The organism is Pseudoduganella sp. S-14 (assembly GCF_049913285.1).
GTDB lineage: Bacteria > Pseudomonadota > Gammaproteobacteria > Burkholderiales > Burkholderiaceae_D > Rugamonas.
This window is the reverse complement of record NZ_CP183991.1, coordinates 5,337,600-5,353,835: the sequence shown is the minus strand read 5'-3', so window position 1 is coordinate 5,353,835 and position 16,236 is coordinate 5,337,600. Positions and strand designations below refer to the sequence as shown.

The following is a 16,236-nucleotide window of genomic DNA, read 5'->3' as shown; positions in this document are numbered from 1 at the left end:
ATCAGTCGATCGGGATAAAGAGTTCGCAGGCGAATTCGCCCGTTTTCGGGTCCGCGCAAAAGTCTGCGGCATAACGTTCGAAGCAGGGGCCGGGGCGGTCTTTCAAGCCCGCCTCGGGCAAGCCCCGTGAATAGAATTCGTGCCACACGTCGCCAATACCGCCTGCCGGGCCATAATAGTCCACCACGGCATAGCGCCCGCCGGGAATGGTTGCCAGCGCCGCTGGCGGCGGCGCAGGGTCGTCATGCCCGACTTCGACGCAGGCGTCGTAGCGACACTTCTCTGGCGGCGTATTGCCGGGATCATCCATCGCCACGCCGTAGGTGACGCGTCCCGTCAGGCCGTTGGACTGCAGCCACGGCGCCACCACCTCGCGCCAGAAATCGCCCAGGGCCGGGCCAAAGGGCCCGGTGTGGCGCAGGCAGGCAACGCGGGCGGGTTCGATTTCTACGGTGCGGACTTTCATGGCAGGCTCCTTATTCGGCGACGGGCGCCGGTGCATGCTTGTGCGGCTTGCGTACCTTATGCACGATGCGCTTGATCAGGTGTTCGGCATCGTCCACATAGGTGAACACGGCCGGCACCACCAGCAGCGACAGCAGGGTGGACGTAATCAGGCCGCCGATCACGGCGATCGCCATCGGCGAGCGGAAGCTCGGGTCGGCGCCCCAGCCCATGGCCAGCGGCATCATGCCGGCGCCCATGGCGATGGTGGTCATCAGGATCGGGCGGCTTCGCTTGTGGCAGGCGTCGACCAGCGCATCGAAGCGGCTCATGCCTTCGGCGCGCGCCAGGATGGCATAATCGACCAGCAGGATCGAGTTCTTGGTCACGATCCCCATCAGCATGATCAGGCCGATCATGGATGGCATCGACAGCGCTTTCTGCGTCACCAGCAGGGCCACGAAGGCGCCGCCGATCGACAGCGGCAGCGCGGCAAGAATGGTCAGCGGCTGCAGGAAATCGTGGAACAGCAGCACCAGCACGCCGTAGATGCACAGCACGCCGATCAGCATGGCGAGGCCGAAGCTGGCGAACAGGTTCTGCATTTCCTGCGTGTCGCCCAGTTCGGCGCGGGTCACGGTTGGCGGCAGGTTCTTCATCGACGGCAGCTGGCGTGCTTCTTCATCCAGTTCGCCCAGCGAGCGGCTGCCCAGCTCCACATCCAGCGTCACGTTGCGGCTGCGGTTCAGGCGGTCGATCTGGGCCGGGCCGGAATCCATGGTGATGGCCGCCACATTGGCCAGCATCACAGGGCCATTGCGGCCGGGAACTGTCAGGCGGCCGATGGCATCGAGGTCGGCGCGTACGCTGTCCGGCAGCTTGACGCGGATCGGCACCTGGCGTTCTGCCAGGTTCATCTTGGTCAGCTCGAAGTCGTAGTCGCCGGCGGTGGCCACGCGCACCGTTTCGCCGATGGCATTGGCGGTTACGCCCAGGTCGGCCGCCCTGGCAAAATCGGGTCGCACGATGATTTCCGGACGCACCAGCGAAGCGCTCGAGGTGACGTTGCCGATGCCGTGCAGGGTGCGCAGGTCGCGCTCCACCTTGCGCGCCGACTCGATCAGCGCCACCGGGTCTTCCGAACGCAGCACGAGCTGCATCTTCACGCCGGTATCCGGCGGGCCGACAGTGAAGCGCGCGCCCGGCAGGGCGGACAGCTTTTCGCGGATCATGTCGTCGATCTGGGGCATCGATTCCTTGCGGTCGTTGCGGTGCCTGGTGGTGATGGTCAGCACGGCACGGCGCGCTTCGGCCGCGGCGCCGGGTGCAAACGCGTCACCGGAAGAACCGCCGCCGATGGAGCTGAATACGTTGGTGACCGGCTTGACTTCCATGATGGCCAGGCGGGCGCGCTCGGCGATGGCGCGCGTTTCGGCCAGCGTGGAGCCGGGCGGCAGTTCCAGGTTGACCATGGTCTGGCCGCGGTCGGCCGGCGGCACGAAGCCGGTTGGCAGCAGGCCCACCAGCATGATCGAGCCGACAAAGAACGCGCCTGCGGCCAGCGCGGTCTTGCCGCGATTATTCAGGCACCAGCGCATGGTCTTCATGTAGCGCTGCATGATCCAGCCGTCTTCCTGCTGCGGCTTGTCGGTCTGCTTCAGCAGGTGGGCTGCCATCATCGGCGTCAGCAAACGCGCCACGACCAGAGATGCCAGCACCGCCAGCACGGCGGCCCAGCCGAACTGCTTGAAGAACTTGCCGGGAATGCCGCCCATGAAGGCGGTCGGCAGGAACACGGCAACCAGGGCAAAGGTGGTGGCGATCACCGCCATGCCGATTTCGTCGGCCGCTTCAAGGGCGGCCTGCATCGGCGTTTTCCCCATGTGCAGGTGGCGCTCGATGTTTTCGATTTCCACGATCGCGTCGTCCACCAGCACGCCGACCACCAGGGCCAGCGACAGCAAGGTCACGGTGTTCAGCGTGAAGCCCATCCAGTACATGCCGAGGAAGGCCGGCAGCACCGACAGCGGCAGCGCCGAAGCGGCTACCAGCGTGGCGCGCCAGTCGCGCAGGAACCACCACACCACCAGCACGGCCAGGATGGCGCCTTCGTACAGCAGTTCCATCGAACCGTCGAAGTTCTCGTCCACCGGCTCGGCATTGTCGATCGATTGCGTGATGTCGATGGTTGGATGCGCCTTGCGCAATTGTTCCACTGCTGCGCGCGCATCGGCGGCAACCTGGGTTTCGCTGGCGCCCTTGGTACGGAAGATTTCGAAGGCGACGACCTTCTTGCCGTCCTGCGTCGCTTCCGAGCGCGGTTCGGCAATGGTGTCGGTCACGTCGGCCACCTGATCGAGGCGGATGTGGCGTCCATCGCCCAGCGGGATGTCCATCTGCGACAGTTCCTGCGCGCTCTTCACGGTCGCGATGGTGCGCACTGATTGCTCGGCGCCGCTGACGTCGCCGCGCCCTCCCGGCGCTTCCTTCTGTACCTGGCGCAGCATGCGCGACACGTCCAGCGCGGACACGCGCAGGGCAGCCATGCGTTCGTCATCCAGCTCGACGCGGATTTCCCGGCTTACGCCGCCGACGCGCTTGACGGCGCCCACACCCGGTACCGACAGCAGCTTCTTGGCCACGGTATTGTCCACATACCAGCTCAGGTCCGCATCGTCGATCTTCGTCCCTTGCTTCGGGGTGACGGTGAAGGCCAGGATCACGCGGCCGGCGGTGGACACCTTGCTGACCACCGGGTCGCGCATTTCGCCGGGCATGTCGGCGCGCACCTGGGTGACGGCGTCGCGCACCTCGTTGACCGCGTCGGACAGGTTCTTCTCGAGGATGAATTCAACGGTGATGGTGGCCGTGCCGTCCAGCACCTTGGCGTAGATGTTCTTCACGCCTTGCAGCGTGGCGACCGAATCCTCGATCTTGCGCGCCACCTCGGTTTCCAGCTGGGCCGGCGCGGCGCCGGGCAGGGAGGCGGAAACGGTGACGATCGGCAGTTCGATGTCCGGGAAGTCCTGCACCGGGTTGGCGCGGTAGGCCATCCAGCCTGCCAGCGACAGCAGGATGAACAGCATGATTGCCGGAACCGGGTGCTTGATTGAGAGGGCGGAAAAGTTCACGGCGCCTCCTTAGCGTGCCGGCTTGACCGCCGCAGCGGCTTGCGCCGGCGCGCCGGTATTGCGTACCAGGTCGCCGTCGTTCAGGAAACCTGCGCCGGCAGCCACGATCTGCGCATCGGGCGCCAGTCCGGACAGCACTTCAATGCGGTCGCCGATGCGGCGGCCCGGCTGCACCTTGACCTGGCTCACGCGCTGGTCCTGGTTCAGGCGGAAGACGTAGCTGAAGCCATCGCGCACGGTGATCGCCTGCTGCGGCACGGTGAGCGCATCGGATGCGCCAAGCTCGAACTGGCCAGTGGCGAACATGCCGGCCTTGAACGACGCCTGCTTGCCGCTATTTGGCGGCAGGTCGACATAGACCAGGGCGGAGCGGGTCTGCGGGTCGATGGTCGGCGCCACCATGCGCACCTTGCCGGTCAGCTCACTGCCATTGGCGGCCTTGACGACGGCATTGCCGCCAATCTTGATGCTGCGCAGGTCGGCGGCCGTGACTTCGGCGCGCCATTCCAGGCGGCCCTGGCGGATCATGCGGAACAGCTCGGTTCCCGGGCCGGCCACTGCGCCGACGGTGGCGCTGCGGGCCGAGATCACGCCGGCATCGGGGGCGACCACCCTGGTGTAGCGCAGGCGCAGTTCGGCCGACGCCAGCATGGCCTTGGCGGAGGCGGCGCGCGCCTGGGCCGTGGCTTCGGCGGTGGTGTACTGGCTGATCTGCTGGGCGCTCAGGGCGCCGGTGTCCTGGATCGAGCGTGCGCGCTCGGCATTGGCCTTCGCTTCCGCGGCGGCAGCTTCGGCTTCCATCAACGCGGCCTTGGCTTGCGCCACTTCTGCCTGCGGGGTCTCCGGCGCAAACACGGCCAGTACTGCGCCCTTGTTGACCACGTCGCCCACGTTGACTTTGACGTCCGACAGGCGCAGGCCGTTCGATTCGCTGCTGATGATTGCCTCCTGCCAGGCGGCGACGTTGCCGTTGGCGGTCAGGCGGATCGGCAGGCTGGTTTTCTGCGGACGGACGGTCGTGACGGTCAGCGATGGCTTGGCGGCGGCAGGCTTCTTGTCTTCGGCCATGGCGCAGGGCGCCTGGGCCAGGGCGGCGAGGGCGATGGCAACTGCCATGGCATGGTGAACGGGTGTAGCGGAGGGAGTGCGGTGCAGTGGTTTCATAGTTTGTCCAGTCTTATTGCGCGGCAGGTGCGGTCCAGCCGCCGCCTGCTGCACGGTACAGGGCGATCCAGGCGGCGCTGCGTTCGCGCTGCAGGTTCACCACTGTGTTTTCCGCGGCCAGCCGCGTACGGCGGGCGTCTTCCAGTTCAAGCAGGCTGGCCAGCCCGTTCTTGTAGCGTTCTTCGGTCGCGGTGAAGAAGGTGCGGTAGCCGTCCAGCGCGGTTTGCGCATCCTCGGCACGCTCCTGGGTGCTTTGCAGCGCCACCAGTGCCTGTTCAACCTCCGACACTGCCTGGCGCACGCTGGCCTTGTAGCTCGAAACGGCTGCGTCATAGCTGGCGCGGGAAGCTTCCACGTTGGCGCGGCGCACGCCCCAGTCGATGACCGGCAGGGTCATTTGCAGGGGGCCGATGGTCCACACGTTGGCGGTGATGTCCTGGCCGTCGGCATGCAGGCGGCCGCGCCCGATCGAGCCGGAAAGGCCCAGGCGCGGCAGGCGCTCGGCGCGCGCGCTGGCGACGTCGTAGCTGGCAGCAGCCACTGCGCGCTCGGCGTTGAACACGTCCGGGCGCTGGGCCAGCACCTGGGCCGGCACCGTATCGATGGCGAGGCCGGCTTCCGGCGACAGCACGGCATCGGCTGCGCTGTCGCCCAGCCGCGCGCGCAGGTCCGGTTCCGCGATGGCGGTCAGCGCCACCAGCACTTTCAGTTCGCTATCGCAAGCGGCGCGCTGGGCTACCGCGCGGTTATTGCCGTCGGCGGCGCTGGCGCGGGCCAGGGCATTGGCGGAGGGCGACTGGAAGCCGGCCTTGGTGGTGATGTCGGTCAGGCGCGCGGTATGGGCGCGCGAAGCGGCATCCATGCGGGCGACGTCCAGCAGCTTTTCGCAGGCGCGCAGGCTGTAATACTGGTTGGCCGTTTCGGCCGCCACGCTGACGCGGGCTTCGTGCCAGCCCGCCTGCGCGCCTTCGTGGCGCGCGATGGCAGCGTTGCGGCGCGCGCGGCCGCCGCCGAACAGGTCGATCTCCCATTGGGCCTGGGCCAGCAACTGGGTAGTGGTATTGGTAGGCGCACTGGCGGACTGCTGGCTCATGCGGGTGGAGGTCAGTACGCCGGTCAGCGAGGGGGCGAGGGCGGCGCCGGCGGCGGTGCGCTCGGCGCTGGCTGCTGCGAAGCGCGCCTGGGCGCTGGCGATGGTGGGACTGGCCGCCTGTGCGGCCTCGATCAACTCCACCAGCAGCGGATCGGACTGGCGCTGCCACCAATGGGCCAGTTCACCGGTACTGCCGTTATGGGGCAGGGGTGCCTGCCATTGTTGCGGCGCATCCGCCGCGACCTTGTTCGCCGGTCCGGTGATGGCGCAGGCGCTGAGCGCCAGCATGGCCGCCACCGATAGCGGGACCTGATATCTCTTCATGCCGTCCTTTCAATTTGCGCAACGTGAATTAGAGCATACAAATCAAACAATTAACATCCTGATACAAAGGAGTCTTTGCCCTCAATCCGGCGGCTAGCGTATAAAGAAAGTCCTGCGAATCATTGTATTGAGACGACATCATGCGAAGGTGGATACTCGGCGCCGTGCTTGCGGCGCTCCCCCAGGCCGCCCTGTGGGCTGCGCCACTGGCCGGCGAGCAGGCGGCTGTCCATGTGCTGAACCGGCTGGCATATGGACCGCGGCCCGGCGATATCGAGCGGGTGCGCCAGTCCGGCGTGCAGGCTTATATTGATGAGCAACTCAACCCGCCGGCCTTGCCTGTTGCGTTAGCCCAGCGGCTGGACAGGCTGGAAACGCTGAAAATGAGCGCGGGCGATGCACTGGAACGATTCCAGGAAGCACGCAGCGGCGACCAGGGCGAGCGCCGGGAAGTAGTGCAGCAGATGGCGTCCGAAGCAGCCGAAGCCCGCCTGCTGCGCGCCATCGACAGCCCGCGCCAGCTGGAAGAGGTGATGGTTGACTTCTGGTACAACCACTTCAACGTATTTTCAGGCAAAGGCCAGGACCGCGCCCTGGTCGCCAGCTACGAGCGCGATGCGATCCGTCCATACGTGTTTGGCTCCTTCCGCCAGATGCTCGGCGCCACGGCCCATCATCCGGCCATGCTGTTCTACCTGGATAACTGGGTCTCGAAGGCCGGCGGCCTGAATGAAAACTACGCCCGAGAGCTGATGGAGCTGCACACCCTGGGCGTGGACGGCGGCTATACCCAGAAAGACGTGACCGAACTGGCGCGCATGCTGACCGGCTGGACCTACCGCCCCAAGCGCGACGCCCAGTTCGCCTTCGATCCGCGCCGCCACGATAACGGCGCCAAGACCTGGCTGGGCAAGCCGGTCACCGTGCGCGGCGAAGCGGAAGGCGAGTATGCGTTGGACGTGCTGGCGACGCACCCCGCGACCGCGCGCCATGTCAGCAGCAAGCTGGCGCAGTACTTCGTGGCCGACCAGCCGCCGCCCGCGCTGGTGGAGCGCATGGCGCAAAGCTGGATCGCCAGCAAGGGCGACATCCGCACCGTGCTGCGCACCCTGTTCTCCAGCCCGGAGTTCATGGACCAGCAATATGCCGGCGCCAAGTTCAAGACGCCCTACCAGTACGTGGTATCCGCCTCGCGCGCCGCTGCCATGCCGATGCCCGAAGTGAAGCCGCTGGTCGGCATCCTGAACCGGCTCGGCATGCCCCTGTACGGCTGCCAGACGCCGGATGGCTACAAGAACACGGAAGGCGCCTGGCTCAACCCGGATGGCCTGGGCCGCCGCATCAGCTACGCGCTGTCACTTGCCAACGGCGCCGATGCCGACAAGGTGCAGGAAGCATTAGGCACGTCGGTGTCGAAACAGACTGCCGCCATCGTCGCCGACAGCAATGAACGCCTGCGCGCCGCCATGCTGCTCGGCAGTCCCGACTTCATGCAACGCTAACGGAGCGCGCCATGCAACGACGCCAATTCCTGAACGCCTTTGCCGCCAGCGCCGGCCTGATGCTGCCGCTCGGCCCCCATGCCTGGGCAGCGACCCTGGCCCCCGGCAGCAGCTCGCCCAGCGCTAAAAAACTGATCGTCGTCATGCTGCGCGGCGCGGTGGACGGCCTGAACGTGGTGGCGCCGGTGGCCGACCCCGAATATGCGCGCATGCGTCCGAATATCGCGCTGGCCAGGCCGGGCGCCGAAGACGGCGCGCTGAACCTGGATGGCTACTTTGGCCTGCATCCGGCACTGGCGCCCTTGATGCCACTGTGGGAGCAGAAAAAGCTGGCCTTCGTGCACGCCAGCGGTTCGCCGGATGCGAGCCGTTCCCACTTCGATGCGCAAGACTATATGGAGTCTGCCACGCCGGGCGTGAAAAGCACGCAGGATGGCTGGATGAACCGCCTGCTTGGCAGCCTGCCGGGCGACACCACGCCGACGCGCGCCCTCAGCATCGGCCCCGTCATGCCGCGCGTGCTGTCGGGCGCACAGCCGGCCACCAACCTCGCCAATGGCGCGGCCGGCACCCGCTCCACGCCACTCGACCGGCCGCAGATCGCCAAGGCTTTCGACGCGCTGTACGCCGGCAATGAACGCTACGGCAAGGTGTACCAGGCCGGGCGCAAGGCACATGAGGAAGTGATGGCCGCTGCCAACGGCGGCATGCTGTCCGAGATGCAGGCGGCCGATAACGGCGCGCCGCTGCCGAACGGCTTCCCTGACGATGCCGGCAGGCTCGCCACGCTGATGCGCAACAATCCGAACATCCAGCTCGCCTTCGTGGCGCTGGGCGGCTGGGATACCCACGCCAACCAGGGCGCAGGCGCCGGCCAGTTGGCCAATCGCCTGCAGCCGCTGGGGCAGGGGCTGGCGACGCTGGCGCAGCGCCTTGGCCCGCTGTTCGACGATACCGTGATCGTCGTGATGTCCGAGTTCGGCCGCACCGCGCGCGAAAACGGCAACCGCGGCACCGACCATGGACACGGCAACGCCATGTGGCTGCTGGGCGGCAAGCTTCAGGGCGGCAAGGTCGCAGGCGAATGGAAAGGCCTGGCCGAGGCCCAGTTGAACGAGGGCCGCGACCTGCCTGTGACCACCGACTTCCGCCATGTGCTGGCGCACGTGGCCGAGCGCCACCTGCGCCTGCCCGACGCGGCGCTGGTACGCACCTTCCCTGGTCTGCCTTCCGCTGCGCGCCTGCAGTTGCTGGCTTAGTCTCCGATCACGCCGAGCTGGCGCAGGAAGGCGAGGTTGTCTTCGATGTGCCAGTTGTCGGTGATGCGGCCGTCAACGACGCGGTAGATGTCGGTGGCGATGAAGTCGATCGCCTGTCCTTTTCCGTGCACGCCCTTGAAACTGCCGGTGAAATGGCCCCGGAAGCGCAGGTGCACGACGGCGCGGTCGCCGCTGACAATCAGTTGCTCGATCTCAGCGCTCATATCGGGTACGGCAGCGCGCACGAAGGCTGATGCCGCCAGCGGGCCTGGCAATCCTTGGGCGCGGCCAGGCGGCAGGGTGCGGTCGGTGAATCCTGGCGCCAGCGCGGCGCGGGCCAGCGCTTGGTCGCCGTTGTTCCAGAACGATGCGTAGCGGCGGGCAGCAAGCACGCTGGCTTCGGCCTGCGCCGCCGGCAGCGAAGGGTCGACAAGCTGCTGGCGGGGATGGACCAGTTGCGCTTCGGGGGCCGCGTGGGCGCCAGCCAGGGGCAGGGCAGCCAGCAACAGGGTGGTCAGCTGTTTCATCATATCTCCTTTGGAAAGAATTGCATGGTATTCGCCCTGCTGTGGCTAAAATAGACGGCAATGACGAATACATATTTTCCAATTCAGGAAGAATCGGCCCATGCTTGATGATTTGCCGGCCCTGCGGGCTTTTGCGCACATCGTTGCGGCGGGCAGCATGTCGGCCGCGGCGCGTGAACTTGAACTGCCGCTATCGGTGGTGAGCAAACGCCTGGCGCAGCTGGAGAAGAACATCGGCCTGCGCCTGCTGCAACGTAGCACCCGGCGCCAGACGCTGACGGCCGACGGTGCCTTGTTCCATGCGCGCGTCCTGCGCATCCTGGAGGAGGTTGGCCAGGCCGAGTCCCTGCTCGCGCACAGCCGGCAAGAAGTGGACGGCGTGCTGCGCCTGAGCGCTCCTGCCGAACTGGGACGCCAGCACATCGTTCCCATCGTTGCCGACTTCCAGCGCCAGCACCCCGGCCTGCAGGTGCAGCTTGAACTGACCGATACGGTAGTGAACCTGCTGGAAACCGGGCAGGACATGGCGATCCGTTTCGGCAGCGTGGAAGATCCCAACCTCGTGGTGCGCCGGCTGGCGCCGAACTTCCGCGTGCTGTGCGCCGCGCCCTCCTACCTGGCGCAGCACGGCACGCCGGCAAATCCTGCTGAGCTAACCGGGCATCGCTGCATCGTGATCGGTGAAGCCCGGCGCGTCGACTGGCGCTTTGCTGGCGAACATGCCGCCAGCGTGCGCGTGGCCGCAACCTTCCTCACCAATGATGGCCAGGCTGCGCACATGCTGGCGCTGCAAGGTAGTGGCTTGGTAGTAAAATCGATCTGGGATGTGGGCGATGACCTGCTGGCCGGGCGTTTACAGCGCTTGTTGCCCAGCTATGACATGCCGGCCGCGCCGCTGCAGGCGATCCTGCCGCACGGCCGCAACCTGCCACTGCGGGTCCGCCTCTTCCTCGATTATTTGCAGGTGCGCCTGACGGCCGCTTGGCGTTGGGACCCGGTTGGGGACAAGAATGCTGAAATTCCTGTGGAAATTGACCAGCGCCGATGAACGGTCGGAGAATACCCTCGGCATGATCGCCGCGGTGTTCAGCCTGCTCGCGCTGGGTTGGCTGGTGCTGGCTTAAACCGCTGGGCCATGATGCCGCCGGCTACGGTAGCCGCGCAGCCAGTGCCAGCCGAAAGGGCCGAGCAGGGCAATGCCCAGGGCCAGGTGCAGCAGCGCTGCAATGGTGCCCGCTTGCTCCTCGCCCAGGTAATAGACTGCCACGGCGCTCATGCACAGCAGCACCAGCAAAGAGCCCACGAACAAGCCGCTGCCGCGGTGCTTCCTGCGTCGCCAGCCCGCGCGCATGTGCAGGCTCCATAAGGACCCGGTAAACGCCGCCAGGCTGAAGCCGCCGGCCGCGTGCAGCATCGCCGTGTAAACGCGGGCCTCGCCCGGCAGGCGCCAGGGCAGGTCCATTTCGGCGCGCATCACCAGCGTGCCGGGCGCCAGCAGCAGGCCGGTGACCAGCATCATCAGCATTGCGCCGAGCAGCGCGCGCAAGAACCAGTGCGGATAGCCTTTCATGCCAATTGCCCTCCCAGGCTTGCCAGCAGCGCTGCGCGCACCTTCGCAGGCGCGATGGCAGCCACCTTCGTCAATGCATCGGCGCGCCACGCGCTGCGCGCGCTCACCGACCAGACGCCTGGTTGCGGCGCCAGGCCGGCCGGGCCAATGATGTCGGCGCCGAAGGATTCGTCGCGCCGGGCGGCCACCATCGAACTGGCGAAAGCCGCATTGCGCAGCGTGCCGTAAGGGCGTACGCCGCCGTCTTCGCCGCGCAGGGCAATCGGCAGTTCGACGTCGCCGAAGACGCGGATATCGCCGCCGGCGTTGATCCAGCCCGCCGCCGCGCCGGCCCGGCGCATGGCACGGCAGGCCGCATCGACGGCATAGCCTTTGGCGATTCCGTCCAGCACCAGGCGCACCGGCCGCCGCAAGCGGACAGCTCCCCTGCCCAGTTCCACGTCAAGCGCCGAGCCGCTTTCCAGCGCGGGCAAGCCCCCATGGTCGGGCAGGCTGCCGCGGCGCACCTGCGCGCCGCCGACGGTAAAGTCGAAGTAGCCGCCGCTGGCCAGCATCAGGGCGCGTGCAAGGCGCAGCAGGCGCACCGTGTCGCCATGCACGGCGACCCAGCCGCCGTCGCTGCCGTTGATGCGCGACAGTTCGCTGACCGGGTCCTGGAAGCTCCAGCGCTCCTGCGCCAGTGCCAGGCTGGCGAAGGCCGCGTCGAGGGCGGACAGGCCGGCGCTGCCGGCGCAGCCTGCCTCGACGAAAGTGCCCAATGCAGGGCGCATGCGGCGCACTACGTCCATCAGGCCTTGAGGAACATCTGCTGGATGACCAGCAGCCGCTTGACGCCATCCATCACGTTGCGGCACGACAGGGTGGCGCCGCTGATGTTCTGGATGTCCTGGTCCAGCTTGAACGGATCGCTGACCGACTTGCCGACGAACTGCTTGCGCCACGCCGGCTCGCGTACCTGGCCGCCGTGCGTTTCGCGGTAGCTCATGATTTCGATGCCGAGTACCTTGCCATCCGCGCCAATGGCGGTGGCGTAGGTGATGAACTCGTGCTTGCCGATCACTTCATCGACCATCAGCCAGCCCTGCAGCTTGCCGTTCCTCTCGGCGCGCCAGAGCTTCATTTCGTCGCTGCGCTGGCGCACGCCGGCGGCGGCCTTGATGCGGTCGCGCTGCTCACCGCTGAACTTCAGGGTCTGCTCGCTGAACTGGGCGCCGGGGAACAACTGCTCCTGCGCCTGCGCCACCGTCAGGTAGTCGGTGGCATAGGCCGTGGGACCGGCCAGCACGGCCACAGGAAGGAAGAAGGCATTCCAGCGAGGTGCACTCATGTCGAGCTCCTTTAGAAGTTGTAGCCGACCTTCAAACGCAGCTCGTTCCTGGTGCGCTCGATCAGGTGCAATTGCTTCGCAGGCTGGCCGTCGTAACGTTCGCCGCCGCCGCGCAGCTGGCGGAATACGGTCAGCGTCGCCCACCATTGCTTGCCGCCGTAGTGCAGCGAAGGGCCGCCGAAGACCGACCAGCGCTCCTGGCCCACCTCGGTCTCATACTCGTTTTCGAACAGCGCCTCGACGCCGGCATACCAGCCCGGTGCGAAACGGTAGGACAGGCCGGTGCCGATCTTGGTCGAGATTTCCATCTCCGGATCTGTCGGCCATTCGAAGTCTTCCGGCAGGTCGGCAATGGCCTTGCGTTTTTCGTGCGCTGCACGCAGGCCGATGTTGCCCACCCAGGTCAGCTGGCCTTCCAGGAAGTACTTCTGCGCCTGCAGCTGCGCTTCGAATTCCAGTTCGCGTTTCTTCTGGCCCGAATGCACGTCCAGTCGGCCGTATTCGAAGGAGGTGTAGGCGGACAGCCCGAAATCGTCCTTGGCCGGGCTGAGGAAGTTGTATTTGGCTGCGACTTCAAAGCCTTGCAGGCGCAGGTTGGAATCGATGTCCTTTGGCAGGTAGCCGTTGATCAGCAAGCCCTGGCTCTTGACGGCCAGCCCGTTGACTTCGGCCGACACCTGGAAGCGGTCGGTCACGCCGTATTCCACTTCGGTCTTGGTGTCGACCGCGCGGTAATGGCCGCTGCCCTTGTTGTTGCGCTGGGTGACCCATTGGTAAAACTCGCCGCTGCCTTTTGGCAGGACTTCGGAGCCGCGGACGTAGCCGAACAGGTTTTCATCCGCGAGGGCGGGCAAGGCGGCGGCCAGCAGGCCGGCGGCCAGAACGACATGTTTGCGCATTGAACTGGTTTAACGAAGTTGAAAATACGCAATAATAAATGCGAATCATTCGCATTGCAAGTGAGGGAACCCCTTAATTGTGCAGCAGGGCTTCGATGGCGCCGACCAGTTGTTGCGGCTCGAGCGGGTGGGACAGCACGCTGCGTTTGCGTCCGGCGCCCAGCGTTCCCAGTTCGTCTTCGGCATCGGGGCGGATCAGCAGCACCGGCAGGCCTGGCGCCATTTCCAGCGCATCGCCCAGGAAGGCCAGGCGGCCGGCTTCCAGCAAGCCCAGCTCGCACAGCACCAGGTCGAATTGGTGGCCGTCCAGCAGGACGCCGGCATCCATTGGATTGGCAGCCGTGCTGACGGAGTAGCCGCTGTGTGCCAGGATGGCCGCCACCAGCCCGGAATTCTCGGGCGCGGCGTCGAGCAGCAGCACGCGGGACCGTGCCGCCGTGGCCGAGGGCGCCCCCGCTGCTGCTGGCGCGGCCGACGCCGCAGGTGCCGGCACCGGCTGCGCGCCGGCGCAGCGCAGGTGCGCCGGCAGGAAGGATTCCAGCGCCGGAATCAGCACATCCGGCTCCATCGACTTGGGCAGGCAGCCTGAGAATCCGGCGCGGCGCAGCGCTGCGCAGCCGTCGGTAACGGGAAGGGCGCTGGCGGCCAGGATCGGAATCGCCTGCGTGGCTGGATTGGCGCGCAGCCGCGCCAGCACGCCCGGTCCGTCAAGCTTCGGCAGATGCAGGTCGCACAGGATCAGGTCCGGTTTTTCGCTGGTGGCCAGCGCCACCCCCATTTCACCGTCGCTGGCGCACAGCGGGCGATGGCCGAAAGCCTGCAGCAAATACGTCATCAGGTCCATATTGGCCTGATTGTCTTCGATGATCAGGATGCGTGCCGACATTTGAGCGCAAGCGTGAAGGTGCTGCCTTTGCCAAAGTCGCTGCTGAAGAACAGCGAACCGCCGAGGAGGTTGGCCAGGTTCTGGCTCAGGTACAGGCCAAGGCCGGCGCCTTCCGCGTGCCGGGTCGAGGTGTTATCGAGCTGGGAAAAGGCCTGGAACAGCCTGGCCTGGTCTTCTTCCTTGATGCCGCTGCCACTGTCGGTGACGCTGAATTCGGTGATCACAGCCTGCTCTTCGTCGCTGCGCTGGCCCAATGCCAGCCTGACCATGCCTTTTTCGGTGAACTTGATGGCGTTGTTGGCCAGGTTGATGATGATTTGCGCCAATGCGCGGCGGTCGGTCTGCAGCACGATCGGCTGCTCCGGCATGTCGATCAACACTTCCAGGCCCTTTTGCGCGGCCAGCGGGCGCAGGGTATCGGCCACTTCGCCCAGCAACTGCTGGCAGTGCACGGATTCCACCGTCAGGGTGACTTTGCCGGCCTCGATCTTGGCCACGTCCAGGATGTCGTTGATCAGCGAGAGCAGGTGGCGTGCACTGGAACGGATGGTGTTGAGCTGGCGGTCCTGTTCATCGGTCAGCGGGCCGGGAAGCTTCATCAGCAGCGCGCCGGTAAAGCCGATGATGGCGTTCAGCGGCGTGCGCAGCTCGTGCGACATATTGGCGATGAAGGCCGACTTCATGCGGCTGGCCTCGGCCAGTTCCAGGTTCTTCAGCGCGATCTCGCGGTTGATGGTTTCCAGCTCGCCGGCATGGTGCGCCAGGCGCATGTTCAGTTCGATCACCTGCCGCTCGCGCGCCTGCAGCTCGCTGTTGACCTGCACCGCCTGCTCGTAGGTCGAAATCAGCAAGTCGAGGATCTGCTGGCGTTCTGCATTGATGAAGTGTTTCTGGTCGCCCAGGTAGAGGGCGATGCCGACCTCCATGCTGGAATTCTTGCGCAGCTTCTGGTTGACCAGCATCTGGCCGATGCGGTTCAGCAGGTAGTCCTCGGCGTAGGGCTTGCGGATGAAGTTGTCGGCGCCGCATTCGATGCCGCGGATGATGTCCTTGGGATCAGTCAGCGAGGTCACGAGGATGACCGGGATATCGCGCAGGGCCGGATCGGCCTTGACGGCACGGCACAGCTCATAGCCGTTCATCTCGGGCATGACGATGTCGGACAGTACCAGGTGCGGCTTGTGTTCGCGAATATCGGCCAGTGCCAGCTTGCCGTTGGCGGCCACCCTGGCATGATAGCCCGAGGACCGGATCAGCCGCCGCAGGCGCTCGGCCTGGGTTGGACTGTCCTCCACGATGAGTATTTCCAGCTCATCGGGCGCGATTTCGTAGCTGGAGTCCAAGTCACCTCCGAAATGGTTGGGTGTTCAGACTATACCGTTTTTTCACCCGCCTTGGAAACCGCCGTCACGATAGGTGATGACCAGGGTGTCGCGGTGGCCATGTTCGGCCAGCGGCTGGATCGGGGTCGATTCGTGGATGACAGCCGCGTCGTCGAGCAGCAGCATGGTCCATGGCTCGGTCATGGTAAAGCGCTTGCCGTTCGGGCCGTCGGCTTCGAACACGCGGGTTTCGCCGCCCTTGATGCCATGGCGGCCGACCAGCAGCACGGCCACGAAGTCGACGCCATCGCGGTGGGCGCCTTCCGGGGTCGGGCGGCCGATGCCGTCGGTAGTGTCGATGCGGAACTGGTGGGCTTCCACGTACCAGGGATGCTGGCCACGTACCTGGGCACAGGCCTGGCCGATGGCTGCCAGCAGCCTGCCCCAAGCCGGATTGGCCACCGTTTGCGGGGCGATGGGTTCGAACAGGCGGCGCATGCCGCCGTGCAGGGCGTTGTATTCGACCGGCTGCCAGTGGGCGCGGTGGGCGGTCTGGTCCAGGGCAAGGCCATCCTGCACGAAGCAGGAGTGACGGCGGCGGCGATAGCGGCCGCCGTCTTTCAGGTAGTTGTCCGGTGCCAGGTCATCCCAGCTCGGGACCAGGGAATTCAGTTCATCCAGGGAGCAGCCGGCCAGGCTGGCCACGTCGGCCGGCTTGAGCAGGGCGTAGCCGGCGCTGCGCAGGGTGTGGATCAATTGGGGCAGTGGCGTCATCATGCCCCTTATTG

The 16,236-nt window shown here is 66.1% G+C and carries 15 protein-coding genes; 3 read left to right on the top strand and 12 right to left on the bottom strand.

Annotated features, from left to right (window positions below):
* Position 1: 1 nt before the first annotated feature.
* Genes ACN9MZ_RS24690 through ACN9MZ_RS24675 form a run of 4 tightly spaced genes read right to left on the bottom strand, consistent with a single transcriptional unit; the run spans position 2 to position 6,156 of the window.
* Entirely contained in the window at positions 2-466 is a 465-nt protein-coding gene (locus ACN9MZ_RS24690) for an AraC family transcriptional regulator (RefSeq protein ID WP_426339483.1), read from the bottom strand.
* A gap of 10 nt (positions 467-476) precedes the next feature.
* Positions 477-3,575, bottom strand: coding sequence for an efflux RND transporter permease subunit (locus tag ACN9MZ_RS24685; protein WP_426339482.1), 3,099 nt, complete (start codon positions 3,573-3,575; stop codon positions 477-479).
* Positions 3,576-3,584: 9 nt separating this feature from the next.
* Positions 3,585-4,739, bottom strand: coding sequence for an efflux RND transporter periplasmic adaptor subunit (locus tag ACN9MZ_RS24680; protein WP_426339481.1), 1,155 nt, complete (start codon positions 4,737-4,739; stop codon positions 3,585-3,587).
* 13 nt (positions 4,740-4,752) lie between these two features.
* Entirely contained in the window at positions 4,753-6,156 is a 1,404-nt protein-coding gene (locus ACN9MZ_RS24675; protein ID WP_426339480.1) for an efflux transporter outer membrane subunit, read from the bottom strand.
* Positions 6,157-6,296: 140 nt separating this feature from the next.
* On the opposite strand from ACN9MZ_RS24675, the gene ACN9MZ_RS24670 reads away from it, so the two are divergent.
* A complete protein-coding gene (locus ACN9MZ_RS24670) occupies positions 6,297-7,658 on the top strand; it encodes a DUF1800 domain-containing protein (protein WP_426339479.1) in 1,362 nt (453 codons plus the stop codon).
* Positions 7,659-7,669: 11 nt separating this feature from the next.
* The gene (locus ACN9MZ_RS24665) at positions 7,670-8,917 is read left to right on the top strand and encodes a DUF1501 domain-containing protein (RefSeq protein WP_426339478.1); all 1,248 of its coding nucleotides are present in this window, start codon (positions 7,670-7,672) and stop codon (positions 8,915-8,917) included.
* Here ACN9MZ_RS24665 and ACN9MZ_RS24660 read toward each other — a convergent pair.
* Positions 8,914-9,447 (bottom strand): ester cyclase, encoded by a 534-nt coding sequence (locus ACN9MZ_RS24660; protein ID WP_426339477.1) that lies wholly within the window; start codon positions 9,445-9,447, stop codon positions 8,914-8,916. The two genes, ACN9MZ_RS24665 and ACN9MZ_RS24660, sit on opposite strands and share 4 nt — an antisense overlap.
* 97 nt (positions 9,448-9,544) lie before the next feature.
* Here ACN9MZ_RS24660 and ACN9MZ_RS24655 point away from each other — a divergent pair, with 97 nt between their 5' ends.
* Positions 9,545-10,492, top strand: a complete 948-nt coding sequence (locus ACN9MZ_RS24655) for a LysR family transcriptional regulator (RefSeq protein WP_426339476.1) — start codon at positions 9,545-9,547, stop codon at positions 10,490-10,492.
* 72 nt (positions 10,493-10,564) lie between these two features.
* Here ACN9MZ_RS24655 and ACN9MZ_RS24650 read toward each other — a convergent pair whose 3' ends face one another.
* The 7 genes from ACN9MZ_RS24650 to ACN9MZ_RS24620 all read right to left on the bottom strand — a co-directional run bounded on the left by ACN9MZ_RS24650 (position 10,565) and on the right by ACN9MZ_RS24620 (position 16,225).
* Positions 10,565-11,014 (bottom strand): hypothetical protein, encoded by a 450-nt coding sequence (locus ACN9MZ_RS24650; RefSeq protein WP_426339475.1) that lies wholly within the window; start codon positions 11,012-11,014, stop codon positions 10,565-10,567.
* Positions 11,011-11,802 (bottom strand): FAD:protein FMN transferase, encoded by a 792-nt coding sequence (locus ACN9MZ_RS24645; RefSeq protein WP_426339474.1) that lies wholly within the window; start codon positions 11,800-11,802, stop codon positions 11,011-11,013. Before ACN9MZ_RS24645 ends, ACN9MZ_RS24650 begins: the two co-directional genes overlap by 4 nt.
* Positions 11,802-12,341 (bottom strand): FMN-binding protein, encoded by a 540-nt coding sequence (locus ACN9MZ_RS24640; RefSeq protein ID WP_426339473.1) that lies wholly within the window; start codon positions 12,339-12,341, stop codon positions 11,802-11,804. Before ACN9MZ_RS24640 ends, ACN9MZ_RS24645 begins: the two co-directional genes overlap by 1 nt.
* Positions 12,342-12,352: 11 nt before the next feature.
* On the bottom strand, positions 12,353-13,240 hold the full coding sequence (locus ACN9MZ_RS24635; RefSeq protein ID WP_426339472.1) for a DUF6662 family protein: 888 nt from the start codon (positions 13,238-13,240) through the stop codon (positions 12,353-12,355).
* 73 nt (positions 13,241-13,313) lie between these two features.
* Positions 13,314-14,126 (bottom strand): response regulator, encoded by an 813-nt coding sequence (locus ACN9MZ_RS24630; protein ID WP_426339471.1) that lies wholly within the window; start codon positions 14,124-14,126, stop codon positions 13,314-13,316.
* Positions 14,108-15,469, bottom strand: a complete 1,362-nt coding sequence (locus ACN9MZ_RS24625) for a hybrid sensor histidine kinase/response regulator (RefSeq protein ID WP_426339470.1) — start codon at positions 15,467-15,469, stop codon at positions 14,108-14,110. The genes ACN9MZ_RS24630 and ACN9MZ_RS24625 overlap by 19 nt, the downstream gene beginning before the upstream one ends.
* Before the next feature lie 42 nt (positions 15,470-15,511).
* On the bottom strand, positions 15,512-16,225 hold the full coding sequence (locus tag ACN9MZ_RS24620; protein WP_426339469.1) for a 2OG-Fe dioxygenase family protein: 714 nt from the start codon (positions 16,223-16,225) through the stop codon (positions 15,512-15,514).
* Positions 16,226-16,236: the final 11 nt, after the last annotated feature.

Bases quoted from the DNA above. Each gene is read 5' to 3' on its own strand.
- ACN9MZ_RS24690 (WP_426339483.1), bottom strand. From the start codon at position 466: ATGAAAGTCCGCACCGTAGAAATCGAACCCGCCCGCGTTGCCTGCCTG.
- ACN9MZ_RS24680 (WP_426339481.1), bottom strand. From the start codon at position 4,739: ATGAAACCACTGCACCGCACTCCCTCCGCTACACCCGTTCACCATGCC.
- ACN9MZ_RS24675 (WP_426339480.1), bottom strand. From the start codon at position 6,156: ATGAAGAGATATCAGGTCCCGCTATCGGTGGCGGCCATGCTGGCGCTC.
- ACN9MZ_RS24670 (WP_426339479.1), top strand. From the start codon at position 6,297: ATGCGAAGGTGGATACTCGGCGCCGTGCTTGCGGCGCTCCCCCAGGCC.
- ACN9MZ_RS24665 (WP_426339478.1), top strand. From the start codon at position 7,670: ATGCAACGACGCCAATTCCTGAACGCCTTTGCCGCCAGCGCCGGCCTG.
- ACN9MZ_RS24660 (WP_426339477.1), bottom strand. From the start codon at position 9,447: ATGATGAAACAGCTGACCACCCTGTTGCTGGCTGCCCTGCCCCTGGCT.
- ACN9MZ_RS24655 (WP_426339476.1), top strand. From the start codon at position 9,545: ATGCTTGATGATTTGCCGGCCCTGCGGGCTTTTGCGCACATCGTTGCG.
- ACN9MZ_RS24650 (WP_426339475.1), bottom strand. From the start codon at position 11,014: ATGAAAGGCTATCCGCACTGGTTCTTGCGCGCGCTGCTCGGCGCAATG.
- ACN9MZ_RS24645 (WP_426339474.1), bottom strand. From the start codon at position 11,802: ATGGACGTAGTGCGCCGCATGCGCCCTGCATTGGGCACTTTCGTCGAG.
- ACN9MZ_RS24640 (WP_426339473.1), bottom strand. From the start codon at position 12,341: ATGAGTGCACCTCGCTGGAATGCCTTCTTCCTTCCTGTGGCCGTGCTG.
- ACN9MZ_RS24635 (WP_426339472.1), bottom strand. From the start codon at position 13,240: ATGCGCAAACATGTCGTTCTGGCCGCCGGCCTGCTGGCCGCCGCCTTG.
- ACN9MZ_RS24630 (WP_426339471.1), bottom strand. From the start codon at position 14,126: ATGTCGGCACGCATCCTGATCATCGAAGACAATCAGGCCAATATGGAC.
- ACN9MZ_RS24620 (WP_426339469.1), bottom strand. From the start codon at position 16,225: ATGATGACGCCACTGCCCCAATTGATCCACACCCTGCGCAGCGCCGGC.